This is a genomic window from Aliidiomarina celeris, assembly GCF_003316875.1.
In the GTDB taxonomy this organism is placed as follows: domain Bacteria; phylum Pseudomonadota; class Gammaproteobacteria; order Enterobacterales; family Alteromonadaceae; genus Aliidiomarina; species Aliidiomarina celeris.
The window spans coordinates 592,114-616,771 of the sequence record NZ_QMIL01000001.1 but is presented as its reverse complement, the minus strand read 5'-3'; the positions used below and the strand labels follow the sequence as shown (position 1 = coordinate 616,771).

Here is a 24,658-nt window from a genome sequence, read left to right as displayed (position 1 = left end):
ACTATGCTAAAGCAATTGCCTATTGCTCGCGCTTATCTGGTGCCACCCGTGGGGGTGGCGCTTTTATTAGCGGCGCTGTTTTTACTCCCCGAAACATTAAAAATGAGCTTGGTGTACGACCGAAGTGCAATTCTCAGTGGTGAGCTTTGGCGGCTGCTGAGCGGCCAATTTATGCATTTGGAAGTAGGGCACTTGGCCTTAAACATGAGCGGTTTGTTGTTGTTTTGGCTTCTGTTCGCCGAGCATGCGCCCGGCTTTCGTTATTTGGCGGTGGTAGTGATTATTGCCCTCGGTGCGAATATGGGCATGTTAGTGACCGATCCGAATGTGGTTTATTACGTCGGCTTTTCCGGCACTCTCTATGGCATGTTTGCCTGGGGTGCACTGAGCGATGTGTTACAGCAGGTAAAATTAGGTTGGATTTTATTGTTGGGCATAACAGGCAAGGCGGTATACGACTACTGGCTGGCGCCCGCTGCGATAGAGCAGGGTATTGTCGTGGTACCAACAGAATCTGATTTAGCGGTGTCTGCTCATTTTTACGGAGTGGTTACCGGCATTGTTCTCGCGTTTGTGCAGCGGGCGCTCGGGGTTAGCAAGCGTGAGCGCGATTCAAGCGCTAAGCATAATCGTTAGCAAACACGCCATAAACCCTCGCCCGTGGCCTTTGAGCGCTTAAGGCGGGGAGCAGTCACGCGCCAAATAGAAGCTTGGCTGGGTTCATAAGCACCCAACTCGTAAGAATGTATTTGTCGTTACTTACCGGCGTTGTGCCACGATGTGTGTGGGTAAAGTATGCCGGTGCTATAACCATGCGGCCCTGCTTCGGCTGGACTTGCTTGTTTTGGTAATAAAAATCGGTGGTTCCTCCCTCTTCCACGTCATTCAAGTAATACATAAACAACAAAGTTCTGTGTAACGCATCTACGCTGCCCTTCTGTGGGTACACTTCACAATGCCAATAGTTGTAGTTACCTTCATTGGCTTTGTATTTTTGTGCCTGAATAGCACCCAAGCGGTACAGCAACTTCATGTAGGCTTCTTCGTTACCTGCAGCAACTTCGTCAAAGTTTTCGTGCGTTAAATTCACCGGCTCGCCAGTTTTAGGGTGCTTTACTTTCAAGGCAATCGGCGCAATTAAAGCGAAGTGGTGCTGCTTAAAGTACTCCAATACATAGCGTCGCGTGGTGTCACGAATAAAAGCCAGCTCCTGTTGAAAGTCAGCAAGCTGGTCCAGGTACAAGTCTTCACTTACTTTTTTATCCGGCTCGACCCCATGCCCGGTGCGTCCCGCTTGTCTATGCGGACTTTGATCAAAGCGTTCAATAAAACGCTGACAAAAATCAGCGGGCAGGGCGTTATCGTAAATTCCAATAAAGTCGGTCATGGTTAATTTCTAGTTAAGTTGTAATCGTGTAGAGCTTTACATATCTGTGAATTTGCGTAAACCCCTTGTATTTCCTGCCTTGAGTTAGCTCAGACCAATCGGCGAAACATTTAGTAACAATTCTGACGTCGCCGTATATTCTTTTTGTTATAACTCGTCGCTTGCTTAATAACTTTTCACTGATATTATGAACTTTCCGGTGTGGTTTGTTGGTGCAAGGCTGGCTTTCCATATAGTGCGGAACAACATAAAAATAGGAAGTTTATAATGGTTAAAACTACAACACCTAAAATGAAGTTAAGTGTTGTTGCAACTTTGGTGGCAGCATCGCTGTCTGTTGGGGTTGCAGCGGCAAATACTTCCGCTGATAAACGACTGTCTATTGATTCGTTTTCACAAGGTCAAGGCTTTGTAAAACAGGATCCAATGAACAGAGAGCAAGCAAAAGAATTCCCAGATTATTATATTGTTGAACTAGAGTCACAGCCAATTGCGCTTCAATTCGGTACTACTGGTCCCCGTGCAAACAGTGCTGATGTGGGGCGTTTGGACCTGAGCCAACCTGAGATTCAACAGTATGCAAATCAGCTTCGTGCTGAGCAAGACGCGGTTGCACAGCAGCTTCGCCAGTCAGTTGCTGGCTTGAATGTGATGCGTAACCTGAGCATTGTTTCGAACTCTCTTATTATTGAAGTTCCGAAAGGTACTGACGTTACTCGTCAGCTAGCTCGTACTCCAGGCGTAAAACGTGTTCATGAGCATAAAATGTATTATGCCAACATGGATGCGTCGAATGAGCTGATCAACTCTCCAGCAGTGTGGGAAATGATTGGTTCGCGTGATATGGCGGGCCAAGGTGTTCGCGTAGCAGTGATTGACGGTGGTATCAACTCTGGTCATGCCATGTTTGCGGCCAATGGTCACACGCGTCCAGAAGGTTTACCTACGGACGACTACTGCTCGGTAATCGATCCAACTTTCTGTAACGATAAACTTGCGGTAGCACGTTATTACACCCCTACCTTCCAAGTTCATCCTGACGAGCATATCAGCCCTGAAGACTTCGGTGGCCATGGTACACACGTAGCGGGTACCGCGGTTGGTAACCACGTTTCTATTACCTATGAAGGTGTTGAAACGTCGTTTTCTGGTGTGGCGCCGGGCGCTACGCTAATGGCGTATAAAGCACTATTTAACGATACGTCAGGTCGCGGTGGCGGTTCAAACATCATGCTTGTGCAAGCATTGGAAGATGCTGTAGCCGACGGTGCTGATGTTATTAACAACTCATGGGGCGGCGGTCCAGGTAATCCACAAACCAGCCCTTACTATGCTGCATTCCAAGCGGCTGAGGCTGCTGGCGTTGTAGTGGTTACTGCGGCGGGTAACTCCGGTCCAGTTGCTGGCTCTATTGGTTGTCCTTCATGTATTGAGGAAGGTTTAACGGTTGCGTCTACCCAGCATGGTCGGACTTTCGGTAGTCTAGTTGAAGTAGAAGGCATTGAAGACAGCGTACAAGCGTGGCCTGGCAATGGTGACTTCACAATTACTGAAATGATTGAAGGGCCAATGATTTGGGCGGGTACCGCAGACGCAGAAAATGCGCTTGCGTGTGAGCCGTTTGAAGAGGGCGCTTTTGAAGGGCACATTGTATACACCGCGCGTGGTACTTGTGCATTTACTGACAAAGCCAATAACTTACAAGAAGCGGGCGCCATTGGGATGGTGGTTGGTAATAACGCTCCAGGCATTATTTTAATGACTATGGACGGCGCTACTTTACCTTCTGTTGCTATTTTGCAATCAGACGCTGAAGCTGTAACGGGCTTATTGGCAGACGGCTCTGTTGTTGCCGGTTCAATTTCACCAGCAATGACGATTGTTAATGAAAATAACATCGATATCATGTCTGGTTTCTCAAGCCGCGGTCCAAACTTTGATGCGAGCTTCTTGAAGCCTGATATCGCCGCACCGGGTAGCGATATTCTCTCTGCGATCGCGGGTGAGAACGATGCATACAGCGCTGAGTATTCTGGTACGTCAATGGCGTCTCCACATGTAGCGGGTGCTGCGGCCTTGATTCGTCAAATGCGCCCAGAGCTAGATGCAAAGGAAATTAAATCAGTCTTAATGACTTCGTCTAATCCGAATATTCGCAAAGAAGATGCAGTAACACCTGCAGACGCTTTCGATATTGGTGCAGGTCGTTTGGACATTGCAGCAGCAATGAATACTGCAATTGCAATTGATGGTCCTTCTATTGTGGGCACCACCTGTGTGATTGAGTGTACATTTGAACGCACGGTAACAAACTTGCTGGACCAAGCCGGTGAATGGCACGGTTCTGTGTCTTTCCGTGAAGGAAGTGGTTTAACTGGAAGCTTAAACACAGACTCACTGTCGCTAGACGCAAACGGTAGTGCAACCTTCCGTTTAACTGTGGACGCTCGTTCTGCGGCCGAAGGCTGGCAGTTTGGCCACGTGGTATGGACTGATGCAAGTGGTGAGTTTGCTGACGTGCGTATTCCTGTAGTGGTTTCTCCATCGTCTGCTGACAACCGCCAAGTATTGGATTCGTTTGTAACTTCGGGTGCTGTGAATGCGGGTGAAGCATTCTCTGTGCGTACCTTACTGCGCGACGCAGGTTTCGAAATCCCAATGCTGAGCTTAATATCACGCCTACCAGAAGGTGCAGTGCTTGACACGGAATCGGTTGAAGTTGACTCTCTATATTCAACTGTTCTCGGTACTACGGTAGCGGGTGACAACAAAACCGTGACTGTTGCGGCAAGCATGGCGAGCGGTAGCTCACCGTCTGCAAGCATGGACGCTGTTGCGTTCCCATTTGCAGGCCAGTCACTTGCTGACGTAACAGACGACTACCTCACCATTTGTGGCGCTGACGAGTATTGTGACGAAGTGAGCATTGGCCTCAATATCGGGATGTTCGGTGGCTTCACATGGGATGGTACACAAGTTGACTATGTAAGCATTTCAGAGAATGGCTTCATGGCGCTCGGTGACCAAAATGTGAGTGGTACCTTTACATCACGTCAATTACCGGACGGGCAAGCTCCATTTGGTAAAATGGCACCTTTCTGGACTGACATGGAAATTGACGGTCCGAACGCTAGCATGATTTATAATCTTGTTGACGACGGTGCGGGTAACCTCTGGTTTGTGTGGGAATGGAATCAAGTTAAAGAATACTTAGCAAGTGATGTCTTCGGGCTTGGGCCATATACCTTTGCGGTTTGGATCAAACTGGGTTCAGACGAGGTGATCTTCAACTACGTGGACTTGCCAGATGCAGGATTCTGGGGCGCTTCAGTAGGTGTTGAAGACGCAAACAGTGCAATTGGTATTTCTCAGTTCTTTGACGGTGCAGGTACATTGCCAGCGACAGGTGAAGCTTATGCAGTAAGTGTAGACTCACAGCGCGGTTATGTAACAATCGACTATGATCTGACCATTCCGCACTTCGGTTCAGTTAAAGATGCAAGCACTTCAGGTCTTCGTACTGGCGACATTAGCTACGACTTAGCGAACTACGTTTCAGCAGAGTCTGCCCCTGTGTACTCGCATGTAACTGCGGACACTTATAACGGTGACTTGAATGCTGCTACACCTATCTTCGTGAATGCCGTGGGTGATGTAACGATTGAAGTTGTTACTGCACCAGAACATGGTGAAGTAACCTTCGAAGGCACTACATTCACTTATGTGGGTGACGGTGAATTCGTAGGTACCGACAGCTTCACGTATCAACTGGTAGACAGCGAAGGTAACACTTCAGCGCCTGCAACTGTTGAAGTTGAAGTGATGCTGGAGAACGTAGCTCCTGAAGTTTCAGCTTCTGGTCCAGGTACGGTTAAAGGCAACGAGTCTGTTTCTCTTTCTGCAACAGCTACTGACGCCAATGGCGACACAGTGACGTACAGCTGGGAGCAAACAGGTGGTACTGCGGTAAGCTTGAGTGGTGGTAACTCTGCGAGTGCATCATTCACTGCGCCAAATGAAAATGGCACCTTAACCTTTGAGGTAACAGCTTCTGATGGTGAGCTTTCAAGCACTGCGACTGTAACTGTTCAAGTTGAGCGCGTATCAAGCAGTAAGAAATGGTACGAAGGTAGCTTCGGTGCGTTCATCGCATTGCTCGGCTTACCACTCGTATGGTTACGTCGTCGCTCTGTAAAAGTACAGAAATAACTGGCGGCAATCAGTAGGGTAAAATAGGATACTACTACTGAGTAACGTTCGAAACAAAAGGGCCGTTTAACGGCCCTTTTTTTAAGGAGATATTTTAGTTATGAGTTTTACCAAAGCTTTTATTCCTGCAGTATTGTTGTCGTTAAGTTTAATAGGCTGCGGTGACGCTCTTGAGAAGTCTCAAGATAGCGCGAGGGTAAATAATCAAACGGAGCAACTAGAAGAGCAACTAACCGTAATAAATGAACTAGCCACCAACGAGGAACGTGAAAATGCGTTGCTGAGAGCTATTCGTTCTGAAGTTGGAGGACCTACAGCTTCAAGTGTTGAGCATTGTAAACTGGTAGGCTTAGGTTACCGACCCTGTGGTGGCCCTGATCGCTTCCTACTTTACTCTACAGAGACGACCAATGAGCAGCTTTTATTGGGGCTCGTTGAGCGTTATAACAACATGGTACGCCAACGGGTAAATGAGTCTGGCATGATGGGAACCTGTGAAGTGCTGCCAGAGCCCGGCTTGTTGCTTAGAGGCAATGTCTGCGTAACCGCATCTAAAGCTGAAATGTAAGCCAGGTTGTTTATTGATTCGTATTGCTCTCAGACTCACGCGCCTTCATTGCTTTTCTTATTTTGTAGTCACGAATAAGTTGCTGCAAGCGGGCGCGTTTTCGTTCCCACTGCCAGCGGCGAAGCGCCAGTAAACAGCCTAATACAAATACCGCGATGCCGAAAATAACAGCAGTGTGTTCGGCTATTGTGCGTGTTTGACGTTCAATGTGCTCGGGTAGTGCTGGGGTAAAGGCTAAGTAAATGTCGTAGGCGAGGGGAATGCCCCAAATGAAGAGTGCCGCGGCAATAACGCTCCAACCAAAGAGTTTGATTGAGCGTGGCAGGCGTTTTTCCTGCGCCTTTTGCTTTTTTTGCGGTAGCTGCTTATGTTTTGAAGGCTTTGCCATTTTTGATCCGCTCTTAGTGGCGTGAATTAGCGCGTTCACTGGCCGAACTTGCGGTCACCGAACTGGCGCAAATAAATGATTGTATTAGAAGTTTATCATGCATTTTGCAAACTGTACTAAAAAACCGCTCAATAGCGCCTTTCGTTCTTGTTTCAGATGGGCGCTGCGTATAGGATCGCACAGTACTCTAGACTAATTTAAGGCAGTAACAGATGAGCTCAATTCCACATGTAGACGTTGGTTTATACCAAAACGATTTCGACCAATTTGTGAAAACGCTTGGCGAGGGTTATGAAGGCAATGGCTTCGTTGCGTTAACCAACCATGGGATTCCGAAAGAGCAGATTTTACAAGCGCTCGACACAACCGCCCGCTTATTCGAACTCCCGGAAGCGGTGAAGAAGCAATATCACATTCCTGGTGGTGGCGGTGCGCGCGGTTATACGCCGTTTGGTACAGAAATAGCAAAAGACGCAAAGCATGTGGATTTAAAAGAGTTTTGGCATGTAGGCCGTGAAGTTGAAGGAAGTGCGGCTCATCCGCAGTTAACGTCTAATATTTGGCCGGCTGAGTTACCCGACTTTAAAACCCACATGGTTGAATTGTTTAATGCATTAGACGCCCTGGGCAGCCGTGTTCTAGAAGCCATTGCAGTGTATTTAAAGCAGCCACGCGACTATTTTCAGAATAAAACCAACCATGGCAACTCCATATTACGGCCATTGCATTACCCGCCCATTGTAGAAGAAGGTACGCCTTCCGTTCGTGCGGCGGCGCATGAAGACATCAACGTGATTACGCTTTTAGTCGGCTCTCGTGAGCCGGGCTTAGAAGTGTTGTCGAAAAGTGGTACGTGGATTCCGGTCACTATTCTGGAAGGCGCTATTATTTGTAATGTGGGCGATATGCTGCAACGCTTAACGAATGGCGTGTTGCCGTCGACAACGCACCGAGTAGTGAACCCACCAGCACCACACAATAAGAAAAGCCGTTACTCCATTCCGTTCTTTTTGCATTTCAATCCAGATGTGGTGATAGACGCATTAGACAGCTGTGTAAGCGAAGAGAATCCGAAAAAAGAGCCGGCGATTACAGCAGACGACTACCTGATGGAGCGCTTACGCGAAATTGGTTTAATTAAATGAGTTTGCTTGGGCGGTTACTATGGATTTTAGTGAAGCGCTCGCGCGTTCCGCGTTGCGAGCCGCTTGACACCTTGCGGGTGCGCTCGCGAGTAATGCCTCATGATCTTGACCTGAACTTTCATGTGAATAATGGTCGCTATTTAACCTTTGCCGACTTGGGCCGCATGGACTGGTTTATTCGTACAGGCTGTTTTCAAGTTGCACGAAAAGAAGGCTGTATTCCGGTTATTGGCGACGCAACTGCACGCTTTATCCGCCAATTGAAGGCTTTCGATCGGTTTTATATCGAAACTCGCTTATTGGGCTGGAATGAAAAATGGGCGTACTTGGAGCATCGGATTTTAGACCAGCACGACCGCTTAGCGGCCATTGTTGTTATTCGTGGTATGTTTTGGAGCAAAAAGAAGGGCGGTATGACACCCGCGGAGTTGTTAGCAGGAACTGGACACGCCAATCTTGTATCGCCGGAGCTGCCGGAGTGGGTTGCCAGTTGGCAGCAAAGCTTAACGGAGCTGTCGGAACAATCACGCAAAGAGCGTGAACAACTCGACAATCAAGCAACGTAACAGCGCCTGCTTTACAGCACATAAAAAACCCGTTCCTTGGAACGGGTTTTTGTTTTGAACTATCGCGCGGCAGTGCCGCGCGCAGAGGCAACGCCAACGCTTATGCAGCGTCGCGTGCAGCTTCGTCTTTACCTTTTGCACCTGCAAGCAGATACTCATGGTCGAAGTCGTCGACATTAATAACGCGCAAACGGCCAGCTTCCGCACGTTCAAGCAGCGCCACTTCTTCGTCATTAAGCACACCCAGTTCTTTGCCTTTGGCGGCTACCTTGTCGAGGAAGATAAACGGCATACGATCACCCGCAGCCTTCACAACTTTCGCATGCAATGGTTCCGCAGCAATAATGTCTTTCAACACGGTTTCGAGGTAGCCAAACGGCCCTTCCGGTGCAACAAATTGCCCTTCACCTAAACGCGTACGCACGTCGCTAGGCTCCATCAGTAAGCGCGAGATTTTGTGATCAAGCTTGTCTGAAGGTGCTTTTACGAAGCGACCGAACGGGAACATGATCAGCTTCATGAAGCCACCAACCGGCGCAAAGTTTTCGAGTAGCGCACGCTGGCTTTCTTGCAGCTTGAACAAGGTGTCTTGCATTGCCCAATGCACGAAAGGTAGGTCTTCTTTACGACGGCCTTCGTCTTCGAAGCGCTTCATTACCGCAGAGCCAATGTAGAGGTAGCTTAACATGTCACCTAAACGAGCAGAAACGCGCTCTTTACGCTTAAGTTCGCCACCGTAAACACCCATAGCGACGTCTGACAATAACGCTAAGTTGTTACTAAAGCGTGTCATTTGTTTGTAGTACTTCGCCGTGCTGTCTTTCGCTGGAGTGCTTACGAAATGGTAGCCACCCAAACCGTAGAACCAAGAGCGCAAGAAGTTGCTGAATACAAAACCAATATGACCAAACAAGGCTTTATCGAACCGACGTAAACCTTCTTTACCGTTCTCCAAGTGGGCCGATTCCATTTCTTCTAACACGAAAGGATGGCAACGAATTGCGCCTTGTCCATAAATCATCATGTTGCGGGTAAGAATGTTGGCACCCTCAACTGTAATCGCAATAGGTGTACCTTGGTAACCACGGCCTAAATAGTTGTTTGGGCCCAAGCAAATGCCTTTACCGCCATGAATGTCCATAGCGTCGTTCATTACTAAACGAAGCTTCTCAGTCATGTGGTATTTGGCAATAGCTGAAATAACCGAAGGCTTCTCACCTAAGTCGATACCTTGCGTGGACATTTTGGTTACCGCGTCCATAAGGTAAGCGTTACCGCCAATGCGCGCCATGGCTTCTTCAACACCTTCCATTTTACCGATTGGCAATTTGAACTGGCGGCGAATACGCGAATAGGCACCGGTTGCCAGTGCAATAGACTTAGCGCCACCTGCACTGTTTGAAGGTAGGGTAATGGCACGACCAACCGACAAACATTCAACCAGCATGCGCCAGCCTTTGCCGGCCATTTTTTGGCCACCAATAATGTAGTCGAGGGGAATAAATACGTCTTTACCGCGAATAGGACCATTGTGGAAAGGCACATTCAATGGGAAGTGACGACGACCGATGTCCATGCCTTTGGTGTCGCGCGGTAACAATGCCGCAGTAATACCAAGCTCTTCTTTGTCGCCAATTAATTTTTCTGGGTCGTATAATTTGAAGGCTAAACCGACAACTGTAGCGATAGGCGCAAGCGTAATGTAGCGCTTGTTGAAGTTCAGTTTAATACCAATAATTTCTTTGCCTTCCCATTCGCCTTTACAAATTACGCCTGTGTCTGGAATGGCACCTGCGTCTGAACCTGCTTCGGGGCTGGTTAAGGCAAAACATGGAATTTCGTCACCATTGGCTAAACGTGGCAGATAATGATTCTTCTGCTCTTCGGTGCCGTAGTGTTGTAACAGTTCACCTGGACCCAAAGAGTTCGGAACCCCTACAGTACTAGCTAAAATGGTTGAATGACCAGCCAGTTTCTGTAGCACGCGAGACTGCGCATAGGCTGAAAATTCTAAACCGCCATATTCTTTCTTAATAATCATGGCGAAGAATTTTTTGTCTTTTAGGTACTGCCACACTTCTGCCGACATATCTGCAAGCTCATGTGTCGCTTCCCAATCGTCCATCATTTTGCAAACTTCTTCGCATGGACCGTCGAGAAAGGCTTGTTCCTCTTCGGTTAGGCGTGGAGCAGGAATGGTGTGGAGCTTTTTCCAGTCTGGGCTACCCCGAAAAACCTCGCCGTCCCACCAAACTGTGCCGGCTTCAATTGCGTCACGTTCGGTTTCTGACATTTCCGGCATGATTTTGCGGAATACCTTTAGAATAGGCGCGGTTAATAGCGCTTTGCGAACCGGGCTAAGCACCAAGGGTAATAAAATTACGCCGGCAATTACCCACGGAACCCAAGCAAATACACCAAAGCTGGTGCCAATGGCCAACATAACAGCAGTGCCTGCAGTAAATGTCAGTAATGACACGCGATGATAAATAAGTGCACCCAATACAAGTAGGGTTGCGATACACCAGAGAACGACGCTCATTGCTTTACTCCTAAATTTGAGGTCTGACCAGTTATTTCACACGTTAGAACAATTGCACTAAATTTGCAAGTTTCTTGGTTGAACTGGTGTCTATTTTAGGGGTCTTATGTCACTGTAATACGTATTAAAAAGTATACGTACTACGCTAATACGGATGAGAGAAGGTTAATGATGATGCTCTATCAAGAATGGAAGCCGCGATTTGCAAGGCGTAGCCGCACATTTGGCAAGCCGCTGTTAAAGCTTGGTGCCGCAATTTGCTTGGGCGGGGTCGCCATGAGTGTCGCGAGTTTCGCATTGGCACAGCAGCCAATACAGTCGACGGAGCAATCACAATCACAGGTGCCTATGCAGAACGAAAGATGCCGCGCGGAAGCGCTCACGCAACCGTATAACGCGCAGTATTTGCTAATGCGCCGCGGGCGTGAGCATGGCACAGCGTCGCGCACGCTTAGTGTGAGCGACGAAGGGCTTTGGCGTTATCAAACAACAACAGAAGCGAGCTTTTTGTTTTTGTCCGATCGGCGCTATCAAGACACGGTGTTTCGTTTGCAGGGCGACCAAGTGCAACCACTGGAATTTACCTATCGCCGTGAAGGAACAGGCTCGAACCAAGACTATTTTGTAACCTTCAATTATGCCGAGCAAACGTTGCTTTCGCGTGGCGGCGATCCAGTTGAAGCGGAGTGGCGGGAGCAATTGCTCGACTCGAACGCGGTATTGCATCAACTGCAAATTGATGTGGCTGGTAACGAGTCAAGCTGGGCGTATGAACTTATAGACGACGATGGGCGTAATCGGCGTTATGAATTTGAGCGCGAAAGCTCGGAAGTGCTGCGATTACCCGTGGGCGAAATGGAAACCATTCGGGTAAAACGCGTACGCGAAACCGATCGGCGGGAAACTTACTTTTGGTTTGCACCCATGCACAACTACACCTTGGTGCAAATGCAGCAAATTAAGGAAGGAAAGGAACAAGCCCGGCTTGTTTTGAAGCAGTTAGACCGAGATTAAGTAAAAAGGCACAGAACGTATGTTCTATGCCTTTCGATTTTAAGCCCGCCGATGTTAGTCGTCGGCGGCATAGCCTGCTTGGCCAAGTAAGTTGTTGTCTAGCACTGCGCCTTGTACGGTGAGCGTTAACCGCTCGCTACAAAGCCAATTTACCACCAGCGGGTAAATTCGATATTCCTGCTCATGCACGCGTGCTTGCAAGTCGTCAACTGTATCTCCTGCAAATACCGGTACTTTGGCTTGCAAAATAACAGGGCCGCCGTCGAGCTCTTCGGTAACAAAGTGAACACTTACGCCGTGTTCTGAATCACCGTTTTCCAACGCCCGTTGGTGGGTATGTAACCCCTTGTATTTGGGTAATAAAGACGGGTGAATATTTAAGGCCTTGCCGGTAAAGCGGCGGACAAACTCAGAACCAAGAATGCGCATGAAGCCTGCTAATACCACCACGTCGGGGTTAAACGACGCTACACAGTCACCCAGCGCACGGTCGTAGTCGTTGCGATCGCTATAGTCTTGATGTGCAACGACAGCCGTGGCAATACCAAATTGCGTTGCTTTTTCCAGCCCTGCCGCCGACGCTTTATTGCTTATTACGGCAACCACAGAGCCTTGAATACGACCAAGTTGACACTGTTCAACAATATTGACCATGTTGGTGCCCGATCCGGAAATCAGCACCACAATACGTTTTTCTTGCGCCATTAAATAAATTCCACCCGCGCTTCATGATCGGCTTTGTCGGCCACTTTGCCGAGTACCCACGCGCTTTCGCCAGCGTTATTGAGTAGCTTAACTGCTGCTTCTGCTTGCTCAGCGGGAACTGCAATCACTAAGCCGACACCACAGTTGAAGGTGCGGAACATTTCGTCGCGAGCAATGTTACCTTGCTCTTGTAACCAACCGAACACAGCAGGCCATTGCCAACTGTTGCGCTCAACCACCGCTTTGGTTCCGGCTGGGAGTACACGCGGAATATTTTCTTGGAAGCCGCCGCCGGTAATGTGAGAAATCGCGTGCACCGGTAGCGCTTTAATGAGTTCCAGTACAGATTTCACGTAAATTTTAGTCGGGGCCATTAAATGCTCCGACAGTGGTTTGCCGTTGAGTTGTTCATTGAGATCAGCGCCGCTCACCTCGAGTACTTTACGAATAAGCGAATACCCATTTGAGTGAGGACCGCTCGAAGCGACCCCAATGAGGGCGTCGCCAGCGGTAACCTTAGTACCGTCAATAATGTCGGCTTTTTCCACTACGCCTACGCAGAAGCCGGCTAAATCGTAGTCATCGCCTTCATACATACCAGGCATTTCCGCGGTTTCGCCACCAATTAATGCACAACCGGCTTGCACGCAACCTTCGCCAATGCCTGCTACAACCTCAGCGGCAACGTCGACATTGAGTTTGCCGGTTGCGTAGTAGTCGAGGAAAAATAAGGGTTCCGCGCCTTGAACAATTAAATCGTTAACGCACATGGCCACGAGGTCGATACCCACACCGCTGTGTTGCTTGAGGTCGATAGCGAGTCTTAATTTAGTACCCACCCCGTCGGTGCCCGATACTAAAACAGGTTGCTTGTATCCCTCAGGAATTTCGCATAAGGCACCAAAACCGCCAATATTACCCATTACTTCGGGCCGATGAGTGCGGCGTGTTACGTGCTTAATACGCTCAACCAATGCATTCCCTGCGTCGATATCAACGCCCGCATCTTTATAGCTTAACGACTGTTTTTGTTCGCTCACGAGAGTTCCTCAGTTTTTCTGTAGGGCTAGGTGGCCAGGTTGGGTGCGTATTTTAACAGCAGCGGGCGCTTCCTTGAACGGAAACTGAAATATTTTTTTGTAGGGCTCTTGCTAAGCCTTCTGAATTGGCGTCAAATGCATGTGTTTTTCTCGGTTACAGGCCGACCTATGAGCTCCACCCGACGCATTATTCCAGCCCATCGAACACATCTGAACGCTTTGCTTTCGATTAATCAACGCAGTGCCCCTTATGACGCCTTAAGCCGGCGCAGCTTTCGGCGTTTTATTGACCATGAACAGGGGCAATGCGTTGTGCTTGAAGTTGCCCAACCGCAGGGCTGGCTGTGCGTTGGCTACGCTATTTTGCTGTATCGTAAAGCAACTCGGCTTGCGCGTTTGTATTCGCTTGCTATTGACCCAGACTGGCAAGGGCAGGGCTTAGGTTCAGAACTTATGGCTTATGTAGAGAATCATGCCCGTAACACGTATTCTTTGTTTTTACGCTTAGAAGTGAACGCCAATGATAATGGGTCACTCGCCTTTTGTAGCGGGCGAGGATACAAACAGCTTGGTTTGAAGGCGGCTTATTTCGACGATGCCTCCGACGCGCTGGTGTTGCAAAAGCAGTTGCATTTTTTCGACTCCTCGGACGTGCCGCAACTTGTGCCTTATTTAACCCAAAGCACAGAATTTACGTGTGGGCCGGCCAGTTTGTTAATGGCATTGGCGCATTTTGGCCACCCGGTACCGCACCCAGAGTTTGAAGAGCTTGAAATTTGGCGTGAGGCCACCACCATTTACATGACCTCGGGCCATGGCGGTTGTGGCCCGCATGGTCTGGCGCGCGCCGCGCACAAACGCGGTTTAAATGTTGAGCTGTGGGTGAGCCAAAGTGGCCCCGTTATGCTGGACAGCGTGCGCAATGAGGCGAAGCGAAAGGTAATGGAGCGCATTCAGAACGCAGACATTCATGCCTTGGCACAAAGCGGTGTAGCCGTTCATATTGAAGACTACAGTTTGGAACAACTGCGCGCGCACCTCGCAGAAGGCTGTGTGGTTATTACTCTCATTAGTACCTATCAGTTTGACCAAACGAAAGCGCCTCACTGGGTGGTGGTAACCGCAGCCGACGAAGAGTTCGTATACATTAACGACCCAGACGACGATCTTTTACCCTGGCAAACGCAAACTGAACGACAGTATTTGCCGGTACCCTGCGAAACTTTCTTACGGGCCTTTGGTTATGGCAGTAGCCGCCTGCGAACGGCTTTGGTACTCTCTGCTGATAAAGCCTGAACAACACACCGCAGGCTTAATTAACACAATAGCGAGGAGATGTTATGGCAAAGGTATTGGTTCTCTATTACTCAAGTTATGGTCATATTGAGCAAATGGCGCAAGCCGTTGCGGAAGGCGCGCGCAATGGTGGCGCCGACGTTGATATTCTGCGTGTGCCTGAATTGGTGCCAACTGAAGTGGCGCAAAGTTCAGGATATAAACTCGAACAGTCAGCACCGATAGCAAAGCCTGACGATCTGACGCAATACGACGCTGTAGTTTTCGGTACTCCCACACGCTTCGGAATGATGGCCTCGCAAATGAAGAACTTTCTCGACCAATGCGGCGCCTTGTGGGCGAACGGCGACTTAGTGGGCAAGGTTGGCGGGGTGTTTACCTCCACCGCCGTGCAGCACGGTGGCCAAGAAAGTACATTGTTAAATTTCCATACGGTGCTGTTACACCTTGGTTTTGTTGTGGTGGGTTTACCGTATAGCTTTCAGGGCCAAATGCGCATGGACGAGATTACCGGTGGTTCGCCGTATGGTGCCTCTACACTGGCCAATGGCGACGGCTCACGGCAACCGTCGGAGAACGAGCTCGATGGAGCCCGTTTTCAGGGTGAACATATCGCGAAAATTGCCAAAAAGCTGGTGGCCTAGTCTTCTATTTTCGCATTAGAACTGGAGTCCGAGGCTGTCGGTCCGGACTCTTTGTCTTTACTCGCTTCAGTTGAGGTTTGATCGCTCAGTGCGCTGTTGGCCCCTTCAACGGGCTCCTCTATGGGTTCAACAATAAGCGAGAGTCGCTCTGATTCAAAGTCCGTATAGCTTGGTTGCAAGTCAGGTAACGACTTGGATACTTTTGACGAGAGATCTTTAAAGCGTGAAACCTTACCATGCAAACCTTGCTGACCGGCCAAGGCAGTTACCGTGCTGTTGTAATGTGTGCCGACAGTGTTGAGTGTATTGCCGAGTTTTTGCAGACGTTCGGCGACAATACAGACTTGGTTAAAAATTTCCGCAGCGCTTTCGCTGATCTCGCGGGCTTCGGAGTTACTGCGCTCCATCATCCATAAATTCGACACCGTGCGCAAAATCGGAATAAGAGTAGTATGCGACACCAGAACAATGTTCTTTTTGTAGCCGTATTCAAACAGGTCTTTATTGTTTTTTAAGGCTTCAATATAGGCCGGCTCAATCGGCATAAACATCAGCACAAAGCTTGGGCTGCGCATACCAATAAGATTGGTGTAATCCTTTTTGGAGAGATCATCAATGTGAGCGCGTACCGCTTTTACGTGCTCAGCCATAGCGACATTATATTCTTCGGGTGAGTTGGCCGACACCGCACGATCGTATGCGACAAGCGAAACTTTACTGTCGATAATAATGTGTTTCTGATCAGGCAGCTTTACGAGGTAGTCGGTAATACGGCGTTTGCCTTCCGCATCGGTAAATTGGGTTTGTTTTTCGTAATGTGCTTCTTCAACTAAGCCGCTCATTTCGAGTGTGCGTTCGAGCTGTGCCTCGCCCCAAGCGCCACGTTGCTGAGAGTCGCCTTTCAATGCAGAGGTGAGGTTATTCGCTTCTTGACTCATGGCAAGGCCAATATCCATAACCTTTTTAATTTCAGCGGAGAGGGTACTGGTACTGCGAACCGAGTCGGTGTGAACTTCGTTAATGCGCTTCTGGAAGCCTTCAATTTGTTCACGAAACGGTTTTAGTAATACGTCGATACTGTCTTTGCTGGTTGAAGTAAAGGTTTTGCCTTTTTCTTCAAAAATTTTATTGGCGATATTTTCAAAGTCTTTGGTTAAAGACTCGCGCGCGTCTTTCAGTTGAGCAAGCTGCTGCTGATAGTTTTCTTCGCGTTTTTCTAACGTGGTTTCCAGCCGTTCGTGCTCAATTTTGAGTTGGTTAAGCTGGGTTTGCAGCTGCTCGATCATACTTTCGCGCAGCTCGGTTAGCTGGCGTTGCTCGCTCAGCTGGCTTGTGGTGCTTTGCAGCTGAGCCTGAGCACTGCTAAGTAACCGCTCAACCGCATGCTTTTTCTGGTTGGTCAGCCCCCAACCAGTAAGATAGCCGATAATCGCAGCGGCAACCGCGCTGCTTGCTAAAAAAATAATGAGTGGTGTCGACCATTCCATGTGAGCCCCTTAAACGGTTTATGTTCTTAACGGCATAAGGTAACACAGCTGCCGACAACTGATGTCGGCACGCGCTATTGATTTAACGGTTGATGTTCGCTGCTGATTATTAAATGGCCTTGTAACTCTGCGCCTTCTTGAAAAGTACCCACCCAAATACGATAAAGACCCGCTGGGGCAGTTTTAAGTACTAGTTCAGGTTGCAGGGTTTCGCTATTTGCGTCGTCGTTGCAGTACCATTCACCTGTGGGGGTGAGCACGTAAAGCATAGGGTCGTCGCTGGCCGAATTGCTAATAAACCGCATAAATAGGGGCTTGCTGTTCGACTGCCAGCTCACGCTGTAGTTTGCTGCCGCACCCGCGTAGCCGCCGCATTCACTCATTGGCTGATTCGCCATATTCACCACGCCACCGGCATTACTTGCAACGCGCACTTGACGGGGCTCAATGTCGTGATGAAGACTTGAGGAGCCAAAACGAGGCTCAGCTTCTAAGGTAAGTTGTGCACTGTTGTCGACGGTAAAGACCTGCTCGACAATAGTCGAATGGTTATGACTATGGTTACGAAGCTCACGGTTCGACAAGGTGAGTGTACCGTTATAGAAGTTTCCTTCAGTATAACTTGCCACCCATATTGAATAGCTGCCCGGTTCTGCGTCGTGGATACTCAGTGCGGGGTTAAGCTGGTTAAAATCGTCATTACAATGCCACAGCCCAGCAGGGTCTTGCACAATCAGGGTGGTGTCGTCGCCCTGATTCGTCGCCTCGAATTGGACGCTCAAGACGCTCTGTAATTCGCTTAGGTTTACGCGGTAGTCGGGAGCATTTGCGGCATAACCCGCGCATTGTTCGCCAAGGTAATTCACCAATACGTTGCCGCCAGCGGTTATTTGCGTGGTCGCACCGCTCGCCAATGCGCTGTTGTTGGCGCTGAGCACTCCATAAGCAGGCTCTGCAGCCGGTGTCAGCTCAAGGTCGTGGGTGCTACGATAAAGCGCCCAGTCTGTGGTCATTTCCGTTTCATCTTGCATGAGCGCAAGGGCGAAGGGCAGAGCGAGCAAATTCCCGAGCCGGCCGCCGGTTTCATGCTCCTGGGCAATATTGGTAGGAATGCCAATAAACTGACCTTGGCTGTTGACCGCTAAACCACCACTGTTTCCGGGAGACATTTCCGCGCTGGTTCGATACCACATGGGTATGCGCTGGTCGTTGAGTGTGCCGTATTGCAGCGAGGCAATAATGCCCGTGGTGTACACCAATTCACTGTCTAACAGGCCTGGGTAACCAAAAATAGCAATGTTTTCACCCCGGCCTACGTCTAAACCCGCGTTTAACGGCAATGCTGGCAAAGAAAAGCCGTAGCGGCCTTCTTTTAGCCGACTGATTTGAAAAGGCTCGGGTTGTTCAGGGTTTTCAATGTATTGCGTTAGCTCTAAATAGGCAAAGTCGTAATTAAGTGAAAAACCGCGTAACTCGGCATTGAAGAGCGTAACTGCGGGCTCGGTAACGTCGAGTAATACGGCTATGGTAGCTGTGTGGTAATTTTCTACAACATGGCGGTTGGTGAATACGTAAGCTTTATTGTTCTGAATAACGAGCGTGCCGGAGCCAGCGCCGTCGGGCACCTCCACTTGTACAACCGCGTGAGAAAGTGCGTCTACGTTGTATGACTGTGCCTGCGCAGCAGGTAACCAGGAAAGCATGCACGAAAGCGAGAAAAACAAGACAGCCGCGGCTGCTGATAAGAAACGATTCACAATGAACTCTATTGAAAAAATGAAATAAAGCCGTACGTTAATAAAAAAAGCCGCTGGCGTATAGTATTGAGTTTGAAAAGTGCTGAGAAAGTATTATGCGCAATCAGTCGATTGAGCATTGCTCGCAGCGTGCCTTGCCAGTAAGCACCTTAGATACTGTGTAGCGGTTTCTGGCAAACCACAGATACACTTTGTCGGCAACCCAGCGAATTAATGGCCAGCGCATCGGTGCTGTGAGCCAGCCTCGGCCTACTAAAGACCACGCCGCATGGGTTACGTCGAGGCCATACAGCATAACGCCATTGCCGTTCATGCCATGCAAAATACGATTAGCATTTTCAATACTTACATGCGGAAAGCGGGCTTCAAAATCGGCGGCAAGAATGTCTTCAAATGCCATTTTACCGTTCTGATCAAGCCGCTTGAGATGTTTCATTTCGCGAACACAAAGCGGGCATCCGCCGTCGTAAAATATAGTGAGTTTTGGGGTGCGCATTTTACTCTGCCTTTTATTTTCGCAAATGTTTTCGCAAATTGCGTAAACCACAACAACGTGGGGGAGTGTTATAGTTTACGCGTGCAGAGCCGCTATAGTTCACTCGCCGGCGTTCGTTTTGCGAATAAAGTAAATGACATAAAACGCGCAAATACCAAATAAAACAGCGAGACCTGTGAATGAAAAAAACAGCACAGGGTCGCGAAAGAACTCAGCAAATAGATTCATAACATCTCCTTGGTAGGTCACCGAATAGGCTATGAATCTATGGTACGTGCTGTTTCAGTTCTATGCTTTGACGCGGATCAACAAAGCGTTTACCAAATGGCGCGGCCCATCATTACAAAAGCTGCAATCATGCTCACTGCCCACACGAGTGAACGCAGGGTGGCTTTATCGGTCCAGTAGCAAATAAGAAATACAACGCGAGCTACGACAAAAGTGTAGGCGAGCGCAATGGCGGTAGTGTCGACTTGGCCGAGTACGGCAACTGCGAGCACGGCAGGGGCGAAAATAGCTAATGCTTCGAAGCTGTTATAGTGAGCAGCGTTCGCGCGCTCGCCGAAGCCTTTCAAAGCCCGCTGTTGGGCACGGGGATTGTTGTTGTCGTAGCCGCCTTTTTCGTTATTCATGGCTTTAATTAACGGCAATTTTGCTAAAAATGGCAGTAACATGGCAATAAATAACGCGGTAAATAAATGGCTCATAGTGGGTCCTTATTGTTTTTTAATTATGGTGTTTGACTTGTGGTTTTTGATTTACGGTTGTTGTGGACTGCCACCACGCATACAAGGCAATAATGGCATTAACTTGGTAAATCATAGTTTGTATTGCGAAAATAGTGTTGTTGTTGGCTACATTCACAGCGAGCCACACGAAGTTGACGATGATCCATAAGGTCCAACTAATGGCATAGCGTAAAATCATGGTGGTTTGCGCGGTAACGCCCAACACGAAAGCCAGTACGTTAATTTGGTACCAACTGATCTCAACAAATGCGAGGCGAAGCGCAATCTCGTTGCCGGCTGGAATAAAGCTGAACTGCTGGAGTTGCGTATTGAGCCACGGAAAAATGGCCAAACCGAGCGCAATAAAAGCGCCGCTGATGAGCCAAACCAAAACTCCGGCTTTGCGCGGTGTCATGCGGCCGTACTCATCTTGCGCGCGGCGCCAAGCAAAAAATCCGTACAGGTGGGTTGCAAAGTAGAAGAGCGGCGCAAGCATCAATCCCGTAGCGCCACTGCGGCCTTGTGCCACCACTTCACCTATATTGGCGAGCATGCCGAGCCCATTCCCCGCAGTATTTCGACGAAACGCCAAGGCCAGCACGCAAACCAACCCGACAAGTGCAACAACAAGCATAAAAAGGTCGAGCCCGGTACGCTCGGTGCTCACCCAAAACCCTATACCAAGTGCCAGTGCACCGCAGAGGAACCAGGTAACTGCCCAAGGTTTTTGCCATGGGCCTATTATGTTGTTCAAAACCTTCATTGGTTTGCCTTTTTCTATTGAGGAACGGTTTTCTTATGTGTAACAGAAAGACTGCGTTAGTATAACCCGCTTTTCTAACCCGCCCTTTTAAGCCGTTCTTTTAAGCCGCTCTTTTAAGTCAGTACGCACGGCTCGCGAGTGGTTGCTTCTAGGGTGCAGCGCTTGTTTTACGTAAAAAATAAAAAGGTTTGAACTAAAAATGAAATTAAGAAGCGTGTTTTTCCTTATTGTGGTGAGTTTAGTATTACCGGCCTGTTCGTTAATAGGAAGCCCAAATAACATAACGCGGGTTGTGCCTGCCGAGGGCGCAACGCAAAAAGCTCACGACGGTCGATATGAAAATTTATTTCCAAAAAGAGCGCAATACCCGCTTACCTGTACCGAGCAGTGTTATCAGCCGCACGCGTTAGTGGCGTGCGAAAGCGAACGCGAAAGCGGGCACGGCGAACAGTGTCGGTTTGTTGGAGAAAACAAGCAGCCTGGCCTCGACACCGGATTTGAGGTGCATTGGTTAGGGCACGCGACCTTCTTGATTACCACACCAGATCAACAACAATTCTTTATTGATCCGGTGTCAGACGGATTCGACCAACCGATAGATTTCGCCTTTCGTATAACCGGCGGGCATAAGCGAGCGCAGCCCGAATGGTTGCCAGAGGAGCAACGTGAAAAGATAGACGCGGTGCTTTATTCCCACCTGCATTACGACCATTTTAGTAAACGCGACATTCGGTTTTTGGGAAATGCGCCAACCTATTTTGTGCATTTAGACACCGCGCCGTACTTACCGAAATTAGGACTTTCAGTGTACGAGATGGACTGGTTTACCAAGGTGCAAATGAAGGAAACCACGGTGCATGCAGTGCCTGCGCATCATTTTAATAGCCGAGTGTGGATTCCGTTTATCTATAACGACGACGAGCAGGCGTTGTGGGGTGGTTGGATACTGGAGCATGAGGGCAATACATTATTTTATGCGGGCGACACAGGGTATTCCGATCACTTTAAAAGCATTCAGCGGCACTATGGCGACATTGATGTGTGTTTAATTCCTATTGCGTCGTATCACCACGAAAAACACGGCGGGTGGTACCGCTATGTGCACACTACCCCAGAAGACGCATTAGTAGCGGCCGAGGAGCTAAATTGTAAGGTTATGATTCCATGGGGGTATGGCAATGCCAGTTGGCAAATGGGCGATCATTCCTCACACGCGCCACTCATTCGGCTGTTGAACATGCATGAGCGGCTAGAGAGCCAAGTTCCTTTGTATTTGCTTAACGAAGGCGACGCAGTGGCACTTTAAGCTATGAGTTATACGAAGTGGGCCTATTTTGCATAGGCCCAGCTATGTCAAAGCACTTAGAGCAAAAGGCAGAAAAACTTACTTGAAGCGTTGAAGCAAATGGCACAATCACGTGAAAATGTTTAAACCACTTGTTTCCCCACCCGATTGGGCCAAGGTTTACGTGGATTTTGCTAAAAAATAGCCTAAATCACTACTCTAAATAACCCCTTGTTTCTCTAAATGATTGAAATTTATGGTTTTTGTAATAGGCGCGAATCTTGCTTCTGTTGACCTAAGAATTTATCGACGCTGATGCTGTTGCGCTAACTGTAAGAACGCCTATCGCCAAAAGGATTCAGCACCACTACAATAATTGAACGCCTTAGAGGAAAAGCTCATGCCAGTAAAATTAGAAGACCGACCTATCGAACAGGTGCGCGAAGAGTGTATAGACAAACTGATCGTGAATTACAGCCACGGGGTTATTTCTTCGGAAGCCTTTGAACGACGTCTCGACGAAGCGAGCGCAAGTAATGTTCACGCTGAATTGCTTGCGCTAGTAGAAGACTTACCGATGGAAGCCGATAGCCAGTATGACACCTACAAGGATAAACAATTTACGCCACATTACCTGGCTAAAAATGACCGCGCCGGAAACGATTCCGAAAATGAGAAAATAATTTCTGTGTTGAGTAACGGAGAGCGCACTGGCGCTTGGGTGGTTCCTCGTGTCATCACTGTTGTGGGCGTACTCGGTGCTTCTAAACTTGATTTTAGCGACGCGGTTTTCCAGCACCAACATGTGACCATTCGTGTTCGCAATGTATTAAGTTCTCTCGATGTTCTGGTGCCAGAAAGCGTGAACGTAACAACCTCGATTTCCAATTTTGTCAGTACCTCTGAGCATTCCGCACCCAACATGGGCGGTAAACAGGCGCCCATGATTACCATTGAGGGGTGGTCGGTTTTAAGCTCTATCGACGTGAAAGTGAAGAAAACCATGAAGGAAAAGTTCGTAGCCTTCGCCAACAGCATTAAACAGGCGTTTAACGACTCTAGTATGTCGTGAGTGACTGAAATACTGGCAAAGCGAATGTGAACTAGCGATTAACGGCAAACATTCGATGCGGGTGCAGAAGGAAGTGCCTTTAGCAGTTGCGAGGCCGAAAAGGGGCTCCGTGCAGAGCCCCGACTGTGTCAGTTTACGACAACAGAGCTATGACTCTGATTTTTGCTTCTTTCGTTTTTCCTGACGTTTTTCTTTTAAAGTTTTTTGTGCAGGCTTTTTCGCCTTTTCTTTACTCATGAGTTCACCTCTAACATGTTAAACATTCTCTGCCAATATGGGCAGAATGACATCCAACAGGCTGGCTACTTCATGGCGCTACCCTCCTCAATTTTGTATAGCTAGACTAAAAGTTCCCTGGGTGCTGACGCACATCGGTAATAATCCACTTTTGCTGCGTGCTGGCAGTTGGCTTGTTACCACGAGGTTTGGAGCTCGTCGGTACAGTGAGCTCGGCACCGAGTCGTAGTCCAAGCAATGCCGAACCGAGGGGAGATAAATAAGAAATCCGACTGTGTACGGGGTTACTTTGGTCAGGGTCAACGATTTGTACATCGAAGGTGTCTTTAAAGTCTGGAGACGCTATGGTGACATAGCTGCCCACTCTGACGCGCCGCTCTAAGCTCGCCTGTGGAGTGGATGATAATTTTAAACGATCGAGTAAGGTCGCGAGCTGCAAATCGTCCATCAACAGTTGTAGTGAAGCGTCGTGAAGCATGGGACTTTTTGGGCAAATTGAGGTTTTGCAAAACCTGAACATACGCGTAAGCACGGCATTATCTCCAACCGAACCAACAAAGAATTTATCGAACAGGATTTTATCGCCGGATAGTCGCTATCCGGCCTTAACGAGGAAAGGTGGGGGAACGGCTCCAACTGGTTTTTCTAAATTTAAACAATGTTACCAAAATGGCGACCTCTAATACGTGAGTAGCCATCATAGCCCGTTAAAATAAAAGGCAAGGGGAGCAGGGCGCTTTCACACTGGGGGGATTTACAGTCGTGTCATTGCACGTCAATTACAGGCATGGCTTGAAGGAGGTGAAGCGTGAGCAACAGCCCTTTAAGTAAGCTTACCGAAGTTCCAGCAGGAAAAGCCTACACGCCTGCACATCGAGCTCATGTGCGGCGCGGCTCAATTGAGTGGAGCTGATTTCAAAGCCGCACAGCTCTTCAGTCACACGTGCCACTTTACGCGTCGACACACCTTGCACATACATCTCTGCTAATGCCAGCTTGAGCGCTTTCTCAGAGCGCAAACCTCGCTCTAAACTACTTGGATAAAAATCCGTGTCGCGGGTTTGCGGAATACTTAAATCGAGCTTGCCAAAACGGCTCTGGAGCGACTTTTTCTTATAACCGTTGGCGTACCCTTGGCGCTCTTCTGAACGCTCCCAGGGGCCTGCTCCAAGGTGTCGCTCTCGCTCTAACCGCATCGCTTCATTGAGTAAAATACTGATCGCTTTGGCTGTACCGTCCAAGCCTTGTTCAATCAATAATTCCAAAACATCGCCAATCGATCTATCCTGTATATCGCAGGTCATTGTGGTTCCTCTTTCAATTTACTTT

Annotated in this window: 22 protein-coding genes and 1 pseudogene; 10 read left to right on the top strand and 13 right to left on the bottom strand. The window is 48.7% G+C overall.

What is annotated here, in order from left to right; translation table 11 throughout:
• The first annotated feature begins 3 nt into the window (after positions 1 to 3).
• Positions 4 to 636: a rhombosortase gene (gene rrtA / locus DQW12_RS02905; protein WP_113906348.1), complete on the top strand. Its 633-nt coding sequence runs from the start codon at positions 4 to 6 to the stop codon at positions 634 to 636.
• A 55-nt stretch (positions 637 to 691) separates the two neighbouring features.
• Here rrtA and DQW12_RS02900 read toward each other — a convergent pair whose 3' ends face one another.
• Complete coding sequence (locus DQW12_RS02900; RefSeq protein ID WP_113906347.1) at positions 692 to 1,387, bottom strand: 2OG-Fe(II) oxygenase; 696 nt, start codon at positions 1,385 to 1,387, stop codon at positions 692 to 694.
• A gap of 267 nt (positions 1,388 to 1,654) precedes the next feature.
• Here DQW12_RS02900 and DQW12_RS02895 point away from each other — a divergent pair, with 267 nt between their 5' ends.
• Together DQW12_RS02895 and DQW12_RS02890 are read left to right on the top strand one after the other, a co-directional pair.
• Complete coding sequence (locus DQW12_RS02895) at positions 1,655 to 5,596, top strand: S8 family serine peptidase (protein ID WP_113906346.1); 3,942 nt, start codon at positions 1,655 to 1,657, stop codon at positions 5,594 to 5,596.
• Between the two features lie 100 nt (positions 5,597 to 5,696).
• A complete protein-coding gene (locus DQW12_RS02890; RefSeq protein WP_113906345.1) occupies positions 5,697 to 6,164 on the top strand; it encodes a hypothetical protein in 468 nt (155 codons plus the stop codon).
• A gap of 10 nt (positions 6,165 to 6,174) precedes the next feature.
• Here the strand turns inward: DQW12_RS02890 and DQW12_RS02885 are convergent, their stop codons facing one another.
• Entirely contained in the window at positions 6,175 to 6,552 is a 378-nt protein-coding gene (locus tag DQW12_RS02885) for a hypothetical protein (RefSeq protein ID WP_113906344.1), read from the bottom strand.
• Positions 6,553 to 6,764: 212 nt separating this feature from the next.
• Here DQW12_RS02885 and DQW12_RS02880 point away from each other — a divergent pair, with 212 nt between their 5' ends.
• Both DQW12_RS02880 and DQW12_RS02875 read left to right on the top strand, forming a co-directional pair.
• On the top strand, positions 6,765 to 7,697 hold the full coding sequence (locus DQW12_RS02880) for an isopenicillin N synthase family dioxygenase (protein WP_113906343.1): 933 nt from the start codon (positions 6,765 to 6,767) through the stop codon (positions 7,695 to 7,697).
• Complete coding sequence (locus DQW12_RS02875) at positions 7,694 to 8,263, top strand: thioesterase family protein (protein ID WP_113906342.1); 570 nt, start codon at positions 7,694 to 7,696, stop codon at positions 8,261 to 8,263. The genes DQW12_RS02880 and DQW12_RS02875 overlap by 4 nt, the downstream gene beginning before the upstream one ends.
• A gap of 100 nt (positions 8,264 to 8,363) precedes the next feature.
• Here the strand turns inward: DQW12_RS02875 and fadE are convergent, their stop codons facing one another.
• On the bottom strand, positions 8,364 to 10,805 hold the full coding sequence (gene fadE / locus DQW12_RS02870; RefSeq protein WP_113906341.1) for an acyl-CoA dehydrogenase FadE: 2,442 nt from the start codon (positions 10,803 to 10,805) through the stop codon (positions 8,364 to 8,366).
• 276 nt (positions 10,806 to 11,081) lie between these two features.
• Between fadE and DQW12_RS02865 the strand changes: the two genes are divergently transcribed.
• Positions 11,082 to 11,819: a DUF3108 domain-containing protein gene (locus DQW12_RS02865; protein WP_157957833.1), complete on the top strand. Its 738-nt coding sequence runs from the start codon at positions 11,082 to 11,084 to the stop codon at positions 11,817 to 11,819.
• A 54-nt stretch (positions 11,820 to 11,873) separates the two neighbouring features.
• On the opposite strand, the gene purN is transcribed toward DQW12_RS02865, so the two are convergent.
• Both purN and purM read right to left on the bottom strand, forming a co-directional pair.
• Positions 11,874 to 12,524: a phosphoribosylglycinamide formyltransferase gene (gene purN, locus DQW12_RS02860; protein WP_113906339.1), complete on the bottom strand. Its 651-nt coding sequence runs from the start codon at positions 12,522 to 12,524 to the stop codon at positions 11,874 to 11,876.
• A complete protein-coding gene (gene purM, locus DQW12_RS02855) occupies positions 12,524 to 13,564 on the bottom strand; it encodes a phosphoribosylformylglycinamidine cyclo-ligase (protein WP_113906338.1) in 1,041 nt (346 codons plus the stop codon). The genes purN and purM overlap by 1 nt, the downstream gene beginning before the upstream one ends.
• 168 nt (positions 13,565 to 13,732) lie before the next feature.
• On the opposite strand from purM, the gene DQW12_RS02850 reads away from it, so the two are divergent.
• Both DQW12_RS02850 and wrbA read left to right on the top strand, forming a co-directional pair.
• Entirely contained in the window at positions 13,733 to 14,860 is a 1,128-nt protein-coding gene (locus DQW12_RS02850) for a GNAT family N-acetyltransferase/peptidase C39 family protein (RefSeq protein ID WP_113906603.1), read from the top strand.
• 44 nt (positions 14,861 to 14,904) lie between these two features.
• Positions 14,905 to 15,504, top strand: a complete 600-nt coding sequence (wrbA, locus tag DQW12_RS02845; RefSeq protein WP_113906337.1) for an NAD(P)H:quinone oxidoreductase — start codon at positions 14,905 to 14,907, stop codon at positions 15,502 to 15,504.
• Here wrbA and DQW12_RS02840 read toward each other — a convergent pair.
• The 6 genes from DQW12_RS02840 to DQW12_RS02815 form a co-directional block, all read right to left on the bottom strand.
• The gene (locus DQW12_RS02840) at positions 15,501 to 16,991 is read right to left on the bottom strand and encodes a DNA recombination protein RmuC (protein WP_113906336.1); all 1,491 of its coding nucleotides are present in this window, start codon (positions 16,989 to 16,991) and stop codon (positions 15,501 to 15,503) included. The two genes, wrbA and DQW12_RS02840, sit on opposite strands and share 4 nt — an antisense overlap.
• Positions 16,992 to 17,065: 74 nt before the next feature.
• Entirely contained in the window at positions 17,066 to 18,694 is a 1,629-nt protein-coding gene (locus DQW12_RS02835; RefSeq protein WP_113906335.1) for a S1 family peptidase, read from the bottom strand.
• A 157-nt stretch (positions 18,695 to 18,851) separates the two neighbouring features.
• Complete coding sequence (locus DQW12_RS02830; RefSeq protein WP_113906334.1) at positions 18,852 to 19,244, bottom strand: thiol-disulfide oxidoreductase DCC family protein; 393 nt, start codon at positions 19,242 to 19,244, stop codon at positions 18,852 to 18,854.
• Between the two features lie 99 nt (positions 19,245 to 19,343).
• Positions 19,344 to 19,472, bottom strand: a complete 129-nt coding sequence (locus DQW12_RS02825) for a DUF3149 domain-containing protein (RefSeq protein ID WP_113906333.1) — start codon at positions 19,470 to 19,472, stop codon at positions 19,344 to 19,346.
• 89 nt (positions 19,473 to 19,561) lie between these two features.
• Entirely contained in the window at positions 19,562 to 19,951 is a 390-nt protein-coding gene (locus tag DQW12_RS02820; RefSeq protein ID WP_113906332.1) for an MAPEG family protein, read from the bottom strand.
• Between the two features lie 19 nt (positions 19,952 to 19,970).
• A complete protein-coding gene (locus DQW12_RS02815) occupies positions 19,971 to 20,735 on the bottom strand; it encodes a nicotinamide mononucleotide transporter family protein (RefSeq protein ID WP_113906331.1) in 765 nt (254 codons plus the stop codon).
• Between the two features lie 199 nt (positions 20,736 to 20,934).
• Here DQW12_RS02815 and DQW12_RS02810 point away from each other — a divergent pair, with 199 nt between their 5' ends.
• Positions 20,935 to 22,041 carry an MBL fold metallo-hydrolase gene (locus DQW12_RS02810; protein WP_113906330.1) on the top strand — a complete coding sequence of 369 codons (1,107 nt, stop codon included), beginning with the start codon at positions 20,935 to 20,937 and terminating at the stop codon, positions 22,039 to 22,041.
• Positions 22,042 to 22,420: 379 nt separating this feature from the next.
• The gene (locus DQW12_RS02805; protein ID WP_113906329.1) at positions 22,421 to 23,092 is read left to right on the top strand and encodes a DUF1707 domain-containing protein; all 672 of its coding nucleotides are present in this window, start codon (positions 22,421 to 22,423) and stop codon (positions 23,090 to 23,092) included.
• 343 nt (positions 23,093 to 23,435) lie between these two features.
• Here DQW12_RS02805 and DQW12_RS02800 read toward each other — a convergent pair whose 3' ends face one another.
• Positions 23,436 to 23,807, bottom strand: coding sequence for a GreA/GreB family elongation factor (locus DQW12_RS02800; protein ID WP_157957832.1), 372 nt, complete (start codon positions 23,805 to 23,807; stop codon positions 23,436 to 23,438).
• Between the two features lie 391 nt (positions 23,808 to 24,198).
• A pseudogene (locus DQW12_RS02795) lies at positions 24,199 to 24,633 on the bottom strand (transposase); the annotation flags it as partial.
• Positions 24,634 to 24,658 lie beyond the last annotated feature (25 nt).

Bases quoted from the DNA above. Each gene is read 5' to 3' on its own strand.
- DQW12_RS02895 (WP_113906346.1), top strand. From the start codon at position 1,655: ATGGTTAAAACTACAACACCTAAAATGAAGTTAAGTGTTGTTGCAACT.
- DQW12_RS02805 (WP_113906329.1), top strand. From the start codon at position 22,421: ATGCCAGTAAAATTAGAAGACCGACCTATCGAACAGGTGCGCGAAGAG.
- purN (WP_113906339.1), bottom strand. From the start codon at position 12,524: ATGGCGCAAGAAAAACGTATTGTGGTGCTGATTTCCGGATCGGGCACC.
- DQW12_RS02865 (WP_157957833.1), top strand. From the start codon at position 11,082: ATGAGTGTCGCGAGTTTCGCATTGGCACAGCAGCCAATACAGTCGACG.
- DQW12_RS02850 (WP_113906603.1), top strand. From the start codon at position 13,733: ATGAGCTCCACCCGACGCATTATTCCAGCCCATCGAACACATCTGAAC.
- DQW12_RS02880 (WP_113906343.1), top strand. From the start codon at position 6,765: ATGAGCTCAATTCCACATGTAGACGTTGGTTTATACCAAAACGATTTC.
- DQW12_RS02835 (WP_113906335.1), bottom strand. From the start codon at position 18,694: ATGCTTTCCTGGTTACCTGCTGCGCAGGCACAGTCATACAACGTAGAC.
- DQW12_RS02825 (WP_113906333.1), bottom strand. From the start codon at position 19,472: ATGAATCTATTTGCTGAGTTCTTTCGCGACCCTGTGCTGTTTTTTTCA.
- fadE (WP_113906341.1), bottom strand. From the start codon at position 10,805: ATGAGCGTCGTTCTCTGGTGTATCGCAACCCTACTTGTATTGGGTGCA.
- DQW12_RS02830 (WP_113906334.1), bottom strand. From the start codon at position 19,244: ATGCGCACCCCAAAACTCACTATATTTTACGACGGCGGATGCCCGCTT.
- rrtA (WP_113906348.1), top strand. From the start codon at position 4: ATGCTAAAGCAATTGCCTATTGCTCGCGCTTATCTGGTGCCACCCGTG.
- DQW12_RS02810 (WP_113906330.1), top strand. From the start codon at position 20,935: ATGAAATTAAGAAGCGTGTTTTTCCTTATTGTGGTGAGTTTAGTATTA.
- DQW12_RS02815 (WP_113906331.1), bottom strand. From the start codon at position 20,735: ATGAAGGTTTTGAACAACATAATAGGCCCATGGCAAAAACCTTGGGCA.
- DQW12_RS02900 (WP_113906347.1), bottom strand. From the start codon at position 1,387: ATGACCGACTTTATTGGAATTTACGATAACGCCCTGCCCGCTGATTTT.
- DQW12_RS02820 (WP_113906332.1), bottom strand. From the start codon at position 19,951: ATGAGCCATTTATTTACCGCGTTATTTATTGCCATGTTACTGCCATTT.
- DQW12_RS02800 (WP_157957832.1), bottom strand. From the start codon at position 23,807: ATGCTTCACGACGCTTCACTACAACTGTTGATGGACGATTTGCAGCTC.
- DQW12_RS02875 (WP_113906342.1), top strand. From the start codon at position 7,694: ATGAGTTTGCTTGGGCGGTTACTATGGATTTTAGTGAAGCGCTCGCGC.
- wrbA (WP_113906337.1), top strand. From the start codon at position 14,905: ATGGCAAAGGTATTGGTTCTCTATTACTCAAGTTATGGTCATATTGAG.
- DQW12_RS02840 (WP_113906336.1), bottom strand. From the start codon at position 16,991: ATGGAATGGTCGACACCACTCATTATTTTTTTAGCAAGCAGCGCGGTT.
- DQW12_RS02890 (WP_113906345.1), top strand. From the start codon at position 5,697: ATGAGTTTTACCAAAGCTTTTATTCCTGCAGTATTGTTGTCGTTAAGT.
- DQW12_RS02885 (WP_113906344.1), bottom strand. From the start codon at position 6,552: ATGGCAAAGCCTTCAAAACATAAGCAGCTACCGCAAAAAAAGCAAAAG.